Consider the following 14,634-nt stretch of genomic DNA (forward strand, 5'->3'; position numbering starts at 1 on the left):
ACGCGTTTCCCCCTTCCTTTTCATGTCCCGATTATTCCTCGATACCGTCTGTCCCCTGACCACAGACCAGCACGCACACTTTCTCGCCCGGCTCAATCAAGACCTTGCCACTTAATACAGCGGCTGTGGCGGCAGCTCCGCTCAATTCCACAGCGATGCCCTGTTCTTCCCAGAGCCAGCGGGCAGCCGTGCGCATCTCTTCATCATCGACCAGCACAATTTCTTCAACGTGCTGTTGAATAATCTCAAAGTTAAGCTGATCGCTTTTCCGAGGCGCCAGTGTCCCCGCCGCGGTCATGACCTCTTCCAGCTCCACCAGGCGGTTTGCTTTGAGGCTCTCATAGAGCGTCGGCGCGCCAACCGGCTCCACTCCAGTAATCTTCACATCAGGCTTGAGCCCATGCGTTGCAATGCTAATCCCGCTAATCAGGCCGCCGCCGCCGATTGCCACAATCAAATGATCGATATCGGGCCTCTCATCAAACAGCTCAAGCGCAATCGTCCCCTGCCCGGCAATCACCCGCGGGTCCGCGAAGGGGTGAATATAGGTAGCACCTGAGCGGTTCGTATGCGCCAGAGCTGCGGTATGTGCGTCATCCCAGACTCGACCCACAACCACGACCTCGGCTCCCCACCGCTTGAGCTTCGCAACCTTAGCAGCGGGCGTCGAATGCGGCAGATAAATAGTCGCAGGCACTCCGGTCAGCCAACCTGCATAGGTCACGCCCATACCATGATTGCCACCAGAAGCAGTCACCAGGCCGCGCTGACGCTCCTCTTCCGTCAGCCCGAGCGCCGTATTCAGTGCCCCGCGCGCCTTAAACGAGCCCGACACCTGCATATTTTCCAGTTTCAGATAGATGTCTCCCTCGTGGCTGAGAGTCTGCCTGACCGCTTTCATCTGAACGAGCGGAGTTTTGCGCACATACGGGCGGATTCTCTCATATGCTGCATGTACGTCCTGTAACGTCACCATACCGGTTGTATCATCCTCTCTTTGGTGATTCATTCAACATCATTGTAGCTCTATTGCAACCATGCATCTACAGCCAATAAGGCCATGGCTGATGGGCCATATCCCGCGCTACTCTCACCATGGAACAGGTATCTACACTGCTCAATATGTCTCCTTATATACAGATATCGTACAATAAATGTACAGGGTTGTGTCTTGCAGCAGGGAGAAAAAGCAATGACGATCAAGCAGACAAGAGAGATCCTGCTACACTGCTTGTTGCTATGTATTCTGCTTCTCGCGGCGGCATGCGATTCTACACCGCCTTCTGCATCACCAGCGGAAGCGGCGAGAGTGCATAAGGTCCATCTCGACGCCAGAAGCGGGCTTCAGCCGGTCAAGATCACCAACGAGCAGAAAACCGAACCACTCACCATCGTACCGGGCGAGCAGGTGAAAATCCTCGCAGAAGGAACCATTCACCCGACTCCCGAGAGCCAGGCTGTCGGGCCGGAAGGGAAGAACAACTGCCAGACCCAGACCCTCCCTGTGCCCTCACTGCCCTGTTATGCGCTGATCTATCGCCTCAACGGCTCACAAACCGAGCTTGCAGGCAAGCAGGCAAACATCACAACCAGAAAAGAAAGCACGCTCTCACTGGGCATCAATCATCCCAACGCGCAACCGAGCCAGGGCGGCTATGATGTCACCATCGTCACCCTCCCGCGAAACAGCTTCACCGGCCTCTGGGAGGCGCCAACACAGCACTTTCTGACACAGGGAACCTCGCTCTCACTCTCGGTCCGCGCCTTCGCCCGCGATCTCGATATCAGCAGCGTGCGTTTTACGGCAGAGCTTCCCAATCAACAGAAACAAACACTCTGTGAGGCAACCACCGCATCCAATGAGCTCTACACCTGCGTCTGGAACTTCGGGGGCCAATCGCTGCAAAGTGGTCCCGTCACGCTCTCCTATACCATCCAGGCCGATAATGGTAACTCTCTTTCAAACCCGGACGGCACCCGAAGCGGCACCGTGCGCTATGCCGAAACCCAGACGACTGCCAACTACGCGGGCTATGCCGGAACAAACCTGGATCAATCTATCCAGCACGAGAGCGTCCGGGCCGAGTGGAAAGTACCTGCCGCGTACTGCATGCCAACCGAGACATCGTATACTGGCATCTGGGCAGGCATGACCGCGAATCCAATGGACAGCGACCAGCAGAGCCAGCTTGCACAGATTATCACCGAGACCGATTGCCTGAACGGGAAGCCATCATACTTCGCAACCTGGCAAACGTATCCAGCGCCTCCGCAGCGCATCAGCAAACCGGTCCACGCTGGCGACTCGATAATTGCAACCGTGGAGTTCCACCAGAATCAATTTCAGCTCAAATTGCAGAATCAAACGCAACACTGGGAGTTTTCAACCGCACGGCCCGGAGATATCGCTGATACCCGTTTTGCGGAATGTATCCTCGAAGCGCCGACCTTCGTTGAACAGGGCCGCAACACGCAGCGCCTTGCCCGCTTCGACTCCGTCGCGTTCACCTGCTCGGTTGATGGCAAGCCAATCGGAGACCAGCCACACCTGTATGTCTTCCAGATGAACAGAGGCAACGCCGTCGCCGTGATCACGTCGCCACTTGATCAGAAGGGATCTGGCTTCACCGTGCGCTGGACGCAAAAGTGAGCATAAAAAAGGAGCCGCAGTGCTCAAGCTTCTGTGGCTCCTTGTGCTTTCTTTTCAGGTCAGGGCTGACTCTTTTTGCGCCTCCACGTCTGCTTGTCCTACCTTGCGCGATCGCGTGTAGAGAACCAGCAGCCAGACCACAAAACCGAACAGCAGCAGGTTTCGTATCGTCACTACCGGCCAGAACGCGGGCTGAAGCGGCACCTTGACCAGTGGCACCTGATTGTAAATGATGGGATACACAATCGAGGTCAACACGCTGATCATCGTCCACGGAATGAACCATTTACGGTCGCTGTCGCCCACGAAGGCCACGAGCGGAGCAACCCAGATCAGGTACTGCGGACTGAAGACCTTGCCTGTCACCATCACCACCAGCAGCGTCAAAAGCGACGATGCGGCCACATTGATACGACCCTTCCATTGGAGCCAGTAGGTGTACAGCAGCCCGACAAACAACAACACATTCAACCCTATACTGACTATGCTCATCAGGCGCAGGTGATTCAGAATATTGAGCGAGCCGAATGTCTTTCCATAGGTCAGCGTCATGCCGGTCACTTTCGAGATCAGCCACATGAGCGACGCACCAACTGCCTCAACCTGCATCGGGCGCTGGCCGAAGTAGGTAAACTGGCCAACTGTGCCCTCAATGCTCAGGAAGAGCGAAACGGCCATCACAACCACGCAGAGCACCACAAAGACCGCCAACGCCTTCCAGCGCCGCCATGCGTACCATTTCACCTGTTTGCCAAGCTCCATCTGTTGCGCGAGCAGGAACGGCATCAACAGCACTGCGGGATAAAATTTCAGCAGCGTCGCGACCGCCAGCCAGATATAGGCCCACGTCCAGCGTCGTCGCACCGCACAGATCACCGCGAACAGGGTTGCCGCCGCCGGGAGCAGGTCAAAGCGCGCCAGAGCCGTTACAGCAGCCCCCGCGACCATATAGACCGCATAGACCATAGCGGCACGACGCGATTTATAACGCGCCAGCAGCACATACAGGATCACCGCCAGCACGGCCATCCAGAAAGCATAGGCGAGCTGAAAGAAGCGAGCAGGGGCTAAGAGCGCCAGAGAGAAGAAGATCAGTGTCGAGAAAGGATATTCGTTCGGCAGGACATGAAAACGGCTTCCAACCTGTTGCGACTTCACCATATCAATCAAGGGCTGTGGAAACCCATGCTCGCGCATGAAGTCAGCAATCTGCCCGTTCGTCGCGGGCTTGTTGCGCATGAAGCCGCACTGTTCCTTCGTGAACTTCGTCTGGACCGTCGGCATACCCTGCCAGAAGCCAACTGTATAGCACTGATACTTCGCGACATCGCTATAGACATTGAAATACTGGAAGTTTGACTGAGTAAAAAGCTGCCACCCGGAGCCAATAAACATAAGCACACACATAGCCAGAGCTACACAGATATCGCGCCAGTATCGGGCCAAAAATGGCTTCTTTGCTACCATTCCCTTTTCTTCGTCAGCAATGCGTAATTCTGTCATTTTGGCCTTTCATTATTCAGAGAGATTCGAGATTCGTTTCACACATGTCGGCGGGTGGCCTCGTTCTTTAAAATAGAGCAAGAAACAATCATAGAGAAACATATGCGCCCTCTCTACTTTACCCGGAATCAGTGCCAATTGTGAAGAGGAAAAGGACTATTCTACCGTTCGATTGTTTCTCTACCGCCCTGAGATGGGCGTAACACCCAGAAGCAAGCATAGCACCTTCTCCCCGGTTCCGACAAGCGTTGCGATTTCAACAGGGACAAAGCAGCGGTATGCATAGAACAGCGCTAACATCTCATACCACTCTCCATCTTCTTTCTCTGCCTGTATGCCAGCCTTTTCTGGAGGAAAATTTCTATTCATAATTCTACCGCTACCACTTCTCTTTTTCTTACATTTAATTCATAAAAGAACTCTTCTAATCTTAACATGTTTTTTATGGCCATTCATCTTTCTCCATGATAAAATTACATTATCATAAACGAATGCAGAAAATTGAGTTCCTACTATTCCTTTGATAAAGGATACAGTAGTAGGGGAATTTGCATAATCACTATCGATCGTTCCATTGGGTCGTTATTATAGTAACATGTCTCCTGCGGAAACTGGAGCTAGAATGGGTGAGGCATAGCATGGGAATATATCATCTTGATCTTATGACGATTGTCGATACATTTAGCAACCACCCCATTACTTTACAAACCTCTCTTCCCGATGGTGTTCCCGGCACACTGATCAAAGACCCCTGCGTTGGCATCGTCTATGCGCAAGGTGGTGTTATCACGTCGAGTGCCATTACCGGGCCAAATGGCGTGATTCTGAAAGGTGACCCTGCACTGGACATTCTCCTGCAAATACACATATGGAATGTGACCGTTGGCGCGGAGAGCAACGAGCCCACGCAGCCGCCACCGGTCCCGGTAGAAGAAGCGATCCCTCAGCCAATTGAGGCATCCCCTGCCCGTTCGCTTATCTCTTCTCCCATCCCTGTGCGTCAGAGTTCCTATTTACCGGAGCAATTTGCCGGACGGACATCACGTGAACGTGTTGTCTTGCGCACCATTTTTATGCTGATCGATGGCAAGCGTAGCATTGATGACCTCAAGGGACAGCTTCATCTGCCCCCTCAGGTGATAGAAGGTGCGCTGGAAACACTGCGCCAGGTAGGCCTTATCTATTTCAAGGAAGAGTAATTCAGGCCGGCTCCCTATCTCTGAGATGGGGAGCGCCGCCCGATAACAAACACTACAGGAAAGGACCGAATCATGTACGATCCCTTTGCTCAGGCCGGTCTTCTTGTCCTGCTCCATCTCGCACGCTATACAGAGCTGGAGACCGTTCGTTACCTCCCAACAGATGGCATGTGTGCATCCTTCAAAGAATGCATAGCCAGCACAATCGCCCGAAAGCAAGCGTGTGTTCAGCAGCACCTGATGGCTGTACGGTCGCAGGCAGCCCCGGAAATGCTTGTCAGCAGCAATCTGGCATCACTCCACTGGCAGGAGCTTTTCCGCGTCGAGAATGAGGTATTTCAGCGCTTTCTCCAGCTTGCTCAACAGCAGCATACAGAACAGGCCAGAGCAGAACTTCTTGAGCACGGGCTGTGCTATCCCTATGCCATGATTACCCGGCATGCACACCAATATGGCGATACCGTGCGTCCGGTTCGGCTCTACACGCTGTTGCTGCGAACTATGCGCGAGTTTTCCACTCCGCTCACGTTTCAGGCGTGGGCCCTGCATCACCTTGCTTTTGCCTATCAAGCAAACGGTCAGCGAGAAGAGGCCATCTCAGCGCTTGCCGAGGCGCTCCAATTGCGCCGGTCCGCTTCGCCTCAGGGCCCACATATCCCGCTTCCAGACAGTACGGACCTCTTTCACTATCGCATTGCATCCGCTACGCTGCATGCGCTGCACAGCTCGCCGCTGATCCTCGATGTGCGGAGCGCACTGGAATATCATAACGGTCACATTCCCAATGCGCTACACCTGCCACTGGAGCAGCTTTACAAGCAGACAAACACCCTCTCCCCGGAGCGCCTGATTGTCACCTATAGCAATATACTGCAACAGGGAACATCCCGGGGAGAGCAGGCCGCCGCCTTTTTGCGCAAACAGGGCTTTGTGGCCTGGACGCTCGCTGATGGCTATCCGGGCTGGAAAGCCAACGGATTTCCGGTGATTGAACCCTATGCCTGAAGAAGATGAAAGTCCCATGTTTCCTTTTCTTCTTGAAGAATCGTCATTCTTTCTGTATCTTCCAATATAGATGCAGATGCATGTGCACATTCGCTAAAAAGCATGTCAGCGATTTTTCTGTGACAAGCTTTGGATAAGGAGTCTTGTAGAGGAGCCTATGTATTATGGATAAAAAAGGAGCGAAAGGCGGATTGGTCTTCCTGCTGGTCGCGTCCGCACAGTCCGCCACGGCACAGCTTCTTTCAGCCTGTGAAGCACTGGTACAGCTCATGCCACAGCTTCGGCGCATTGATGCCACCGCAAGCGCCATCGAGGAGTGTATCAAGGCCGGACAGGATGCCATCGCTTGCTGTCCTCTAAAAGAGGCAAGCAAACTGCATAAAGCCTATCCCGACACCGTTGTGACGCTGGCCGCCGATCCCACGATCACGGCCCATTATCTTCTCGCCACTCTGGACCCCTCGGCGGTGAGCAACATTATTTTCGCGGAACGCAGTCGCCGGGCCGCCATCAACTGTCGTCCCCACCAGCGCCATGCCTATCAGTTCACTGTGACCGGGCTGGTGTTCGATCAGGAGGGCTCTCATCTCTTTTTGATTCCTCGAGCAAAAGGGCGCTGGTTCCCGCCCGGTGGTCACGTGGAAGAGGGTGAGTTCCCACATGAGGCGCTTATACGAGAAATACATGAAGAGACAGGCTATACCGTAACTTTTCTACAGCAACCCGCCGAGACAGGCTTGCGGATAGAGAACACCTATTTCGTGCCTCATCCCTACCGTACCTTGCTTGTTGATCTGGGCACACATTATCATTTCGATCTACTCTATCTCTGTCGGGTCGCCAGCCCGCCACCGGAGCCAACCGAATATAACGGGCAATGGTTCCTGCCCACACAAGCACTGGAATTGCCGCTGCCTCGGGAGCTTGCCCGCATTCTTCAGGAATTACCGAAGCCGCTTTTACACGATATATAATCTTTTCTCATTTCGTTCCTGCTCTCGGGAGAGCCAAAAAGCAAGCGACCATCTTTTTTTCGAGTCGCTCCGCTTTTTGGCTCTTTATGCATTGACATTCACGACTCTACAAGCTAATAATATTAGCGGTCGCATTGCCTGAGGCAACTGGCGGCACATTTTTTTGCGAAATTCTCAATCCAGTACCAACCTTGCAAGGAGCACGTCAACCATGCACGACAACATCAACATCCAGCACGCCGCTGCCAGCAACAGCGCGTCGTCTGGCATCCCTCCCAGCCCGCCGATTGCTGACGAGATCATCATTCAAACGAAGAAGCTCAACAAGTCTTTCGGAGATAAGCAGGTCCTCAAAGATATCGATTTCGAGGTACGCAAAGGCGAAGTGGTGGCCCTGATCGGGCCGAGCGGCTCAGGAAAGAGTACACTGATTCGCTGTCTGAATGCCCTCGAAAAGGCCGATAGTGGCGATATTTATATTCACGGTCAGAAACTCAACCCTCACCTTTCAGTCAAGCAGTTGAGCCCGATACGCCGCGAACTCGGTATGGTCTTTCAACACTTCAATCTTTTTCCCCATATGACGGTTCTTCAGAACGTCATCGCAGCTCCCTTGCTGGTGCGTAAAATGTCCAGAGATGAAGCAATAGCTCTTGGTGAATCCCTGTTGGCGAAGGTCGGATTACTGGATAAGCGCGACACCTACCCCTCACGCCTCTCAGGCGGCCAGAAGCAGCGTGTCGCGATAGCGCGTGCTCTGGCGATGCAGCCCCAGGCGCTCCTTTTCGATGAGCCAACATCGGCCCTTGATCCTGAACTGGTCGGCGAAGTCTTGCGCGTCATGAAGGATCTGGCATATGAAGGACGCACGATGATCGTCGTGACGCATGAAATGTTCTTCGCGCGCGATGTCTCTGATCGGGTCGTCTTCATGGATAGCGGCAGCATCATAGAACAGGGCGATCCAGAAGAGCTGTTCCGAGCACCCAAACAGAAACGCACCCAGGCCTTTTTAGAACGCATGCTGGCGCATCTCACGCTGGCGTAACAGCTAGATACAACATCAACACAAAGACAGGTCCCCGCATAAGGGATACCTCTTTGTGACCGGAGGGATACCCTCCCTGTGGGAACAGGCCCCCTTTCTGTTTTCGCTCTCCTGGCTCGTGGGGAGCATGCCTACCTGTTCCATCTTCCTGCGTGCAGAGCAGGTTTCACCCTGAACCATAACATCTCGTTTTTTAGAAAGGGTTTATACTATCATGGCGTCTCAACTGCGTAGACGGGCTTTTCTTCAACGTGCCGGTACTCTCGGCGGGCTCCTGATCGCCGGTAGCGCGATTCCCGAAATTCTGGTTGCTTGTGGCGGCAACGTCCAGACTCCTGTCTCTTCAAGCGCGACCACCATCGCCAGCGAAGGGCTGAAACAACCCGGTGTGTTGCAATGGGGTGCAGCAGCCACCGGAGGCGCTCCCTATGTGTTTCATGATCCCACCAACCCGACGCAACTGATCGGCTTTGAAGTGGATATCGCCGACGCGCTGGCAAAGCTGATGGGTATCAAGGCCAAAATGGTTGAGGTCGAATACCCGCAGCTTGAGCAGGCGCTTCAATCTGGTCGCTTCGACCTGATTATGAACGGTTGGGAGATCAACGAGGACCGCAAGAAAACGGAAGTCTTTTCACAGCCGTATTACCGCTATGGACAGCAGATCATTGTACGAAGCGATGATAAGCGTTTTGCCGATAAAACCGAGAACGACAACCTCTCACTGAAGGACCTGGAAGGGCTGACCGTCGGGACGGGAGCCGGCTTCAAAGCGGCTGACATCCTGGCAACCAACCCGAAAATTAAGGTAAAGACCTATGATCCTGACCTGCCATTGAACGATCTGGCGCTTGGACGCCTGGACGCCGTCTTCCTTGATTACCCGATGGCGACCTACTATGTGCTTGGCGGTGGGCCGACTTCTCAGAAAAACCCGAAGCTCAAACCAATTGGCAAGCCCTTCGAGAGCAGCGACTATGTCATTGCGTTTCTCAAAGGCGACGCCAACGCGCTGAAGCTCAAGGGCGAGATCGATCAGGCCATCTCACAACTCAAGAAAGATGGCACGCTGCGCAAAATCTATGAACGCTGGAAAATGTGGAATGACCAGCAGGCAGAAATTGGCATTCAATAACGCGATCTGGTAGAGATTCAAGGAGGTTACACGATGGATCTGGCCCTGCAGGCTCTACCAGCGTTCCTCGCCGGGGCGCGTGATACAGTGATCTACTGTGTCACCGCCTTTCCCCTGGCGCTTGTACTGGGCCTGGTGCTGGCATTGATGCGCAATGCTCGCACCGTCTGGCTCCACGGGCCGGCCCGTATCTTTATCGAAGTGATTCGAGGAACGCCGATTCTGGTACAGCTCTATATTCTCTATTATGCGCTTGGTGCCATTCTCGCACAATATCATCTGGCGAATATGATAAACGCGTGGTCAGCCGGTATTGCTGCCCTTGCTTTGAACTACGCGGCCTATGAAGCCGAAATTTTTCGCGCCGGGCTGGCCTCCGTTGAGCAGGGACAAACTGAGGCTGCCTACTCACTTGGTCTCTCGCGCGCGCAGAACTTCTTTCGGATTGTGCTACCTCAGGCAATCCCGCTGATGATTCCACCATTCGTCAACGATTTTATCTTTATGATCAAGGATTCAGCCATTGTCAGCCTCGTTTCAGGAACCGACCTGACCTCTATCCTGAGTTTCTGGGTCACGCGACACGGAAGCAACCCGCTGCCGCTCTATGCGCTGGCAATCGTGCTCTATCTGGCAATGAGCCTGCCAACCTCTTTTGTTGCACGCAAACTTGAAGCAAGGGTCCGGGCCTCGCTGCAATTCTGAGGCTCTCCCGTGGGAGGAACACACGCAAGAAATGCAAAAGCACGCGATTTTGAAGGGGCTTCGGCCCGCTCCTCAGCGGCATGGCTGGCGTACGGCCTTTGATGCGCTTTTTTATGTCGTTGCTGCTGTAGCAGCGCTCGCTTTTGGTATCTATCTGCTCTCTTATCAGAATATCCTTTTTCTCTACTTTCCTGCCTTTTTACAGGGAATGCTGGTCACGCTGGTCGTCTCGCTTATCAGTACCGTGTTCGCCTGCTTGATCGGTCTGTTGGGTGCGTTTGGGGCGCTTTCATCCTTTCGTCCCGTGCGCTGGCTCACCGTCACCTATGTGGAAGTGGTGCGAGGAACACCCTTTCTGGTGCAGCTCCTGCTCTGGTACTATGGCTTCGGCCTGGCCCTCGCAAATCTGGGCTTTCATCCCGATCGCATCGCCTTTGATATTATGACGGTGCTGCAAAACAACAGTCTGGTTCCCGATTCATTCAATAGCTATTTTTACGGTATCATGGCCCTCAGTTTTCATTATGGTGCCTATCTGACAGAGGTTTTTCGTGCGGGCATTCGCGCCGTTCCCTCCGGTCAGACGGAAGCAGCGCTCAGTCTGGGTCTCGATGCCCGGCAGACCATGCGACATATCGTACTCCCTCAGGCGATTAAACTGGTCATTCCTCCCCTGGCAAATAACTTTATTGGTCTGGTTCAGGATAGCTCACTGCTTTCGGCGGTCAGCGTCCTTGAGCTGGAACATATCACGCTGGCTCTGGGTGCCCCACAAACCGATGCGAATGCGAAGCTGTTTGTCTTCATTTTCGGAGCGCTCTTCTACCTGATTATCTGCTATCCGCTGTCGCTCCTCACACGGCGGATGGAGGCTAAACAGCACCACTGAGCAAGGCACCTGTCACACCGCGTGGCAGGTGCCTTTGTATTCTGATAGCGGCGCGCTTATAATAAGAAGAGAATCAATTGTTTCGGAATTGTTTGCATGCTTCGCGCCGTGAAGGGAGGCTCGCCATGACGCATCCAGCGCTCGATCAGAACCCGATCTATCTGGACTATAATGCCACGACACCGATAGATCCTGCCGTGCTCGATGGCATGACACAGTATCTCAGTGCCCACTTCGGCAATCCTTCCAGCACGCATTTCTATGGGCGCGCCCCCCGGGCCGCTATTGCGACCGCTCGGGAACGAGTTGCCCACCTGCTCGATAGCACACCCGAAGAGATCATTTTCACGGGAAGCGGCTCCGAGAGCAATACCCTGGCACTTCGGGGAACCGCGCTGATGTATCGTGATCGGGGAAACCACATTATCACGCAGCAGACCGAGCATCCAGCCGTGCTTGAAGCCTGTCGTAGTCTTGAGCGCCTGCATCAATTCCGTGTCACCTATCTGCCCGTCGATCACTATGGACAGGTTTCTCCTGCCGCGCTGGAAGCCGCATTGACGCCTGATACCGTGCTGGTTTCAATCATGTACGCCAACAACGAGACCGGAACCATTCAGCCAATCAGCGCCCTGGCCTCTATCGCCCATCGACACGGCGTACTCTTCCACACCGACGCCTCCCAGGCTGTCGGAAAAGTCCCGGTTCGCGTCTCTGAACTGGGCGTTGATCTGCTCACCATCGCGGGCCATAAACTCTACGCGCCAAAGGGGATCGGTGCGCTCTACATACGGCGTGGCCTTGATCTGGAACCCTCAATTTATGGGGCAAGTCAGGAACAAGGACGGCGCGCCGGAACCGAGAACGTCGCATTTATGGTCGCGCTTGGCATCGCTTGCTTGCTTGCACAAAAGCATCTGGGCTCGCCTCGCCTCCAGGAACTACGCGATCTGCTACAACAGCGTCTTGAGCATCTGCTTCCCGGCCTTGTGCACTTGAATGGACACCCGAGCGAACGACTTCCCAACACGCTCAACGTGAGCATTGATGGCACTATCGGGGAACAGGTACTTGCCGCCACCCCTGAAATCGCGGCTTCGACTGGATCTGCCTGTCATGAGGGCATGGCTGAGCCATCGGAAGTGCTGCTTGCTATGGGGCTCTCACAGCAGCGGGCAATGGCGGCACTTCGTCTCTCGCTCGGTCGTTGGACGACGGAAGAAGAGGTAGAGCAGGCGGCACGCGCAATCGCTCGCAGTGCTCTGGCATTACGCGAATAACAGCCGACAGATCCTCAGGAGTTTGTCGTTTTCCCAATACTATTGTCCGTTGCTGAATGGAGTTCTTTGCATGAAGCAATACACCGAACGGTTTCGCACCAGCTATGATACCGCGGCCGAAGCCTACGCTCGCGATGTATTTCATGAGCTCGATCACAAGCCTTTCGACCGAAGCGTGCTCGATCAGCTTGCCGCAGACGTGCAGGGACATGTCGCTGATATCGGCTGTGGTCCCGGCCATGTTGCTCGCTACCTGTATGAGCGAGGAGTTGATGTCACAGGAATCGATCTCTCCCCACAGATGATTGAGGTCGCTCGGCGGCTCACACCAGAAGTCGAATTTCAGCAGGGCAATATGCTGGATCTGGCCTCGTTTCCCTCAGGCGCTTTTGCAGGCATAGTTGCGCTTTATTCGCTTATTCATATCGAGCGGCCAGACATTCCCACAGCGTTGAGCGAGTTGCACCGGTTGCTTGCACCCGGCGGACTGCTGCTGCTCTCCTTCCACAAGGGTACGCACACTGTTCACGCCGACAACCTATGGAATGTTCCTGTTGATCTCGACTTTTTCTTTTTCGAGCCTGAAGAGATGGAGGCCTTCTTACAGCAGGCTGGCTTCCTGCTTGATGCACGGCTTGAACGAGCTCCCTATCCCGGAGTTGAAGCGGAGACACATCGCGTCTATCTGCGAGCGCATAAGCCCGCCGCGTAGGCGCCACATGCGATACGGAGTGCCATGATTACACCCACACAACAATGCGCTCTTGCTCGGGTTGTCCAGCAGTTGAGCGCTCACCATGTTGCGTTTCAGATAACTGGAGGACTGGCCGCACTGATCTATGGCTCGTCTCGCCCGTTATATGATATCGATATCGATGTTGCACAAAAAGATATGCCGCTTGTCTGCGAACTCTTTCGCAATGCTATCGTCATGCCTCTTGAGCGGCTCCAGGATGAGAATTTCGATATTCTCATGCTCACCATCGAACTTGACGGCGTCTCTATCGACATCTCACAGGCCGAAGATGCATACTGTATCACGCCCGATGGGAAGCGCTTTCGGATGGAGACCAACCCCGCCACCGCGCGCCGTTGCTCGTTTGCTGGCCTTGAGCTGCCAGTCCAGCGCAAAGCTGACCTGATCGCCTATAAGCGGCTGGTCGCGCGCGAGACCGACCTGTTCGATATCGCAGCAATCACAGAAGTGTCAGGTTGACTCCTCTTCGGGCGCGGGCGACTGCTGTGCCTTCTTCCGTCGGACATAGAGGAGCCAGCCACCGCCCGCGACGACGATGACGACGATTCCCCCGATAATCCAGGGAAGCAATTGTCCGAGCGGGTTCTGCGCGCCCATGACACCCTTGCTCGTCAGCGTCTTCTCAAGAGAGGCCAGCGCTGCTAACACGCCCTCGGTGTAGCCCTTGCTCGCCACAACCCGCCGAAACTCATCGCCTGCCTGTTTGGCTTCTTCCCGCGTCAGAGCAACGCCACTGCCATACTGCAAAAACAGATAGCGACTATCCGCATTGATGCCAATAATCAGGCCCTGGTTCTTATAATCTCCATTCTGGAAGCGGTAGAGCAGCTTATATAGATCATCTCCCACATCAAGCGTCACATCACCACCTGCTCCTTTTATCTTTGTTGACACTCCCCAGGCCAGAAGGGCGGGGATTCTTCCTTCATCCAGCCTGCTTGCGCGGCGCCGCAGTGCGACGACGCGTAGCGGCAGGCTGTCCAGAAGCGTTCGACGTTCCTTGCGGAGCGTCGGTTCCCGTCTGCCCGACGGTACCCTGTAGAGCCTTCTGCAGAATATTCAAGGCGGCATTGTGATCGCGGTCGAGGAGCAGCCCACAGCCGGGACACAGATGCGTACGCACACTCAAGCTCTTTTTCACCCGTTGTCCACAACGAGAACAGTCCTGACTGGTAGAGGCCGGCTCCACCCCGATCACTGGAACACGATGCAGCGTGCCATAGTATTTCACCCACCAGAGGAAGCGACCCCACGCCGCATCAGAAATGCTCTTGGCCAGATGGCGGTTCTTGACGAGATGGCGGATCTGCAAGGCTTCGTAGGCAATCACGTCGTGAGATGAGACAAGCGCGTTCGCCTGCTTCCTGGCGAAATCCTCGCGCTGCCGTTGCACCTTGAGAGACGCTTTGCTGAGGGCTTGACGGGCTTTGCGCCGATTGCGACTGCGCTTCTGCGTCTTCGAGAGCCGACGATGCAGCCGCTTGAGCCG

The 14,634-nt window shown here is 54.5% G+C and carries 16 protein-coding genes; 11 read left to right on the forward strand and 5 right to left on the reverse strand.

Translation table 11 applies throughout. The features are described from left to right. Positions 1–31: 31 nt before the first annotated feature. Positions 32–1,009 carry a threonine ammonia-lyase gene (locus EI42_RS26930; protein ID WP_211326366.1) on the reverse strand — a complete coding sequence of 326 codons (978 nt, stop codon included), beginning with the start codon at positions 1,007–1,009 and terminating at the stop codon, positions 32–34. Positions 1,010–1,192: 183 nt separating this feature from the next. On the opposite strand from EI42_RS26930, the gene EI42_RS26935 reads away from it, so the two are divergent. After that, a complete protein-coding gene (locus tag EI42_RS26935; RefSeq protein WP_170142940.1) occupies positions 1,193–2,650 on the forward strand; it encodes a G1 family glutamic endopeptidase in 1,458 nt (485 codons plus the stop codon). A gap of 54 nt (positions 2,651–2,704) precedes the next feature. On the opposite strand, the gene EI42_RS26940 is transcribed toward EI42_RS26935, so the two are convergent. After that, positions 2,705–4,153 (reverse strand): glycosyltransferase family 87 protein, encoded by a 1,449-nt coding sequence (locus tag EI42_RS26940; RefSeq protein ID WP_111325740.1) that lies wholly within the window; start codon positions 4,151–4,153, stop codon positions 2,705–2,707. 180 nt (positions 4,154–4,333) lie between these two features. Further along, on the reverse strand, positions 4,334–4,522 hold the full coding sequence (locus EI42_RS26945; protein WP_111325741.1) for a hypothetical protein: 189 nt from the start codon (positions 4,520–4,522) through the stop codon (positions 4,334–4,336). Positions 4,523–4,791: 269 nt separating this feature from the next. On the opposite strand from EI42_RS26945, the gene EI42_RS26950 reads away from it, so the two are divergent. From EI42_RS26950 to EI42_RS26995, 10 genes are all read left to right on the forward strand, one after another. Continuing rightward, positions 4,792–5,352 carry a hypothetical protein gene (locus tag EI42_RS26950; protein ID WP_111325742.1) on the forward strand — a complete coding sequence of 187 codons (561 nt, stop codon included), beginning with the start codon at positions 4,792–4,794 and terminating at the stop codon, positions 5,350–5,352. Positions 5,353–5,424: 72 nt separating this feature from the next. Next, positions 5,425–6,357 (forward strand): rhodanese-like domain-containing protein, encoded by a 933-nt coding sequence (locus EI42_RS26955; RefSeq protein WP_111325743.1) that lies wholly within the window; start codon positions 5,425–5,427, stop codon positions 6,355–6,357. A gap of 164 nt (positions 6,358–6,521) precedes the next feature. Beyond that, complete coding sequence (locus EI42_RS26960) at positions 6,522–7,331, forward strand: NUDIX hydrolase (RefSeq protein ID WP_137686015.1); 810 nt, start codon at positions 6,522–6,524, stop codon at positions 7,329–7,331. A gap of 211 nt (positions 7,332–7,542) precedes the next feature. Next, positions 7,543–8,379: an amino acid ABC transporter ATP-binding protein gene (locus EI42_RS26965; protein WP_111325744.1), complete on the forward strand. Its 837-nt coding sequence runs from the start codon at positions 7,543–7,545 to the stop codon at positions 8,377–8,379. Positions 8,380–8,593: 214 nt separating this feature from the next. Further along, the gene (locus EI42_RS26970; RefSeq protein ID WP_111325745.1) at positions 8,594–9,514 is read left to right on the forward strand and encodes an ABC transporter substrate-binding protein; all 921 of its coding nucleotides are present in this window, start codon (positions 8,594–8,596) and stop codon (positions 9,512–9,514) included. Between the two features lie 33 nt (positions 9,515–9,547). Next, positions 9,548–10,219 (forward strand): amino acid ABC transporter permease, encoded by a 672-nt coding sequence (locus tag EI42_RS26975; protein ID WP_111325746.1) that lies wholly within the window; start codon positions 9,548–9,550, stop codon positions 10,217–10,219. A gap of 31 nt (positions 10,220–10,250) precedes the next feature. Next, positions 10,251–11,108, forward strand: a complete 858-nt coding sequence (locus EI42_RS26980) for an amino acid ABC transporter permease (protein WP_111325747.1) — start codon at positions 10,251–10,253, stop codon at positions 11,106–11,108. Positions 11,109–11,233: 125 nt separating this feature from the next. Then, entirely contained in the window at positions 11,234–12,388 is a 1,155-nt protein-coding gene (locus EI42_RS26985; RefSeq protein WP_111325748.1) for a cysteine desulfurase family protein, read from the forward strand. A gap of 70 nt (positions 12,389–12,458) precedes the next feature. Then, entirely contained in the window at positions 12,459–13,100 is a 642-nt protein-coding gene (locus EI42_RS26990; RefSeq protein ID WP_111325749.1) for a class I SAM-dependent methyltransferase, read from the forward strand. 24 nt (positions 13,101–13,124) lie between these two features. After that, positions 13,125–13,604 (forward strand): nucleotidyltransferase domain-containing protein, encoded by a 480-nt coding sequence (locus tag EI42_RS26995; protein WP_111325750.1) that lies wholly within the window; start codon positions 13,125–13,127, stop codon positions 13,602–13,604. Here the strand turns inward: EI42_RS26995 and EI42_RS27000 are convergent. Together EI42_RS27000 and EI42_RS27005 are read right to left on the reverse strand one after the other, a co-directional pair. Beyond that, the gene (locus EI42_RS27000; RefSeq protein ID WP_211326367.1) at positions 13,596–14,039 is read right to left on the reverse strand and encodes a hypothetical protein; all 444 of its coding nucleotides are present in this window, start codon (positions 14,037–14,039) and stop codon (positions 13,596–13,598) included. The two genes, EI42_RS26995 and EI42_RS27000, sit on opposite strands and share 9 nt — an antisense overlap. Before the next feature lie 31 nt (positions 14,040–14,070). Beyond that, on the reverse strand, positions 14,071–14,634 hold a 564-nt coding region (locus EI42_RS27005; RefSeq protein WP_146505431.1), incomplete at its 5' end, for an RNA-guided endonuclease InsQ/TnpB family protein.

It is taken from the genome of Thermosporothrix hazakensis (genome assembly GCF_003253565.1).
GTDB lineage: Bacteria > Chloroflexota > Ktedonobacteria > Ktedonobacterales > Ktedonobacteraceae > Thermosporothrix > Thermosporothrix hazakensis.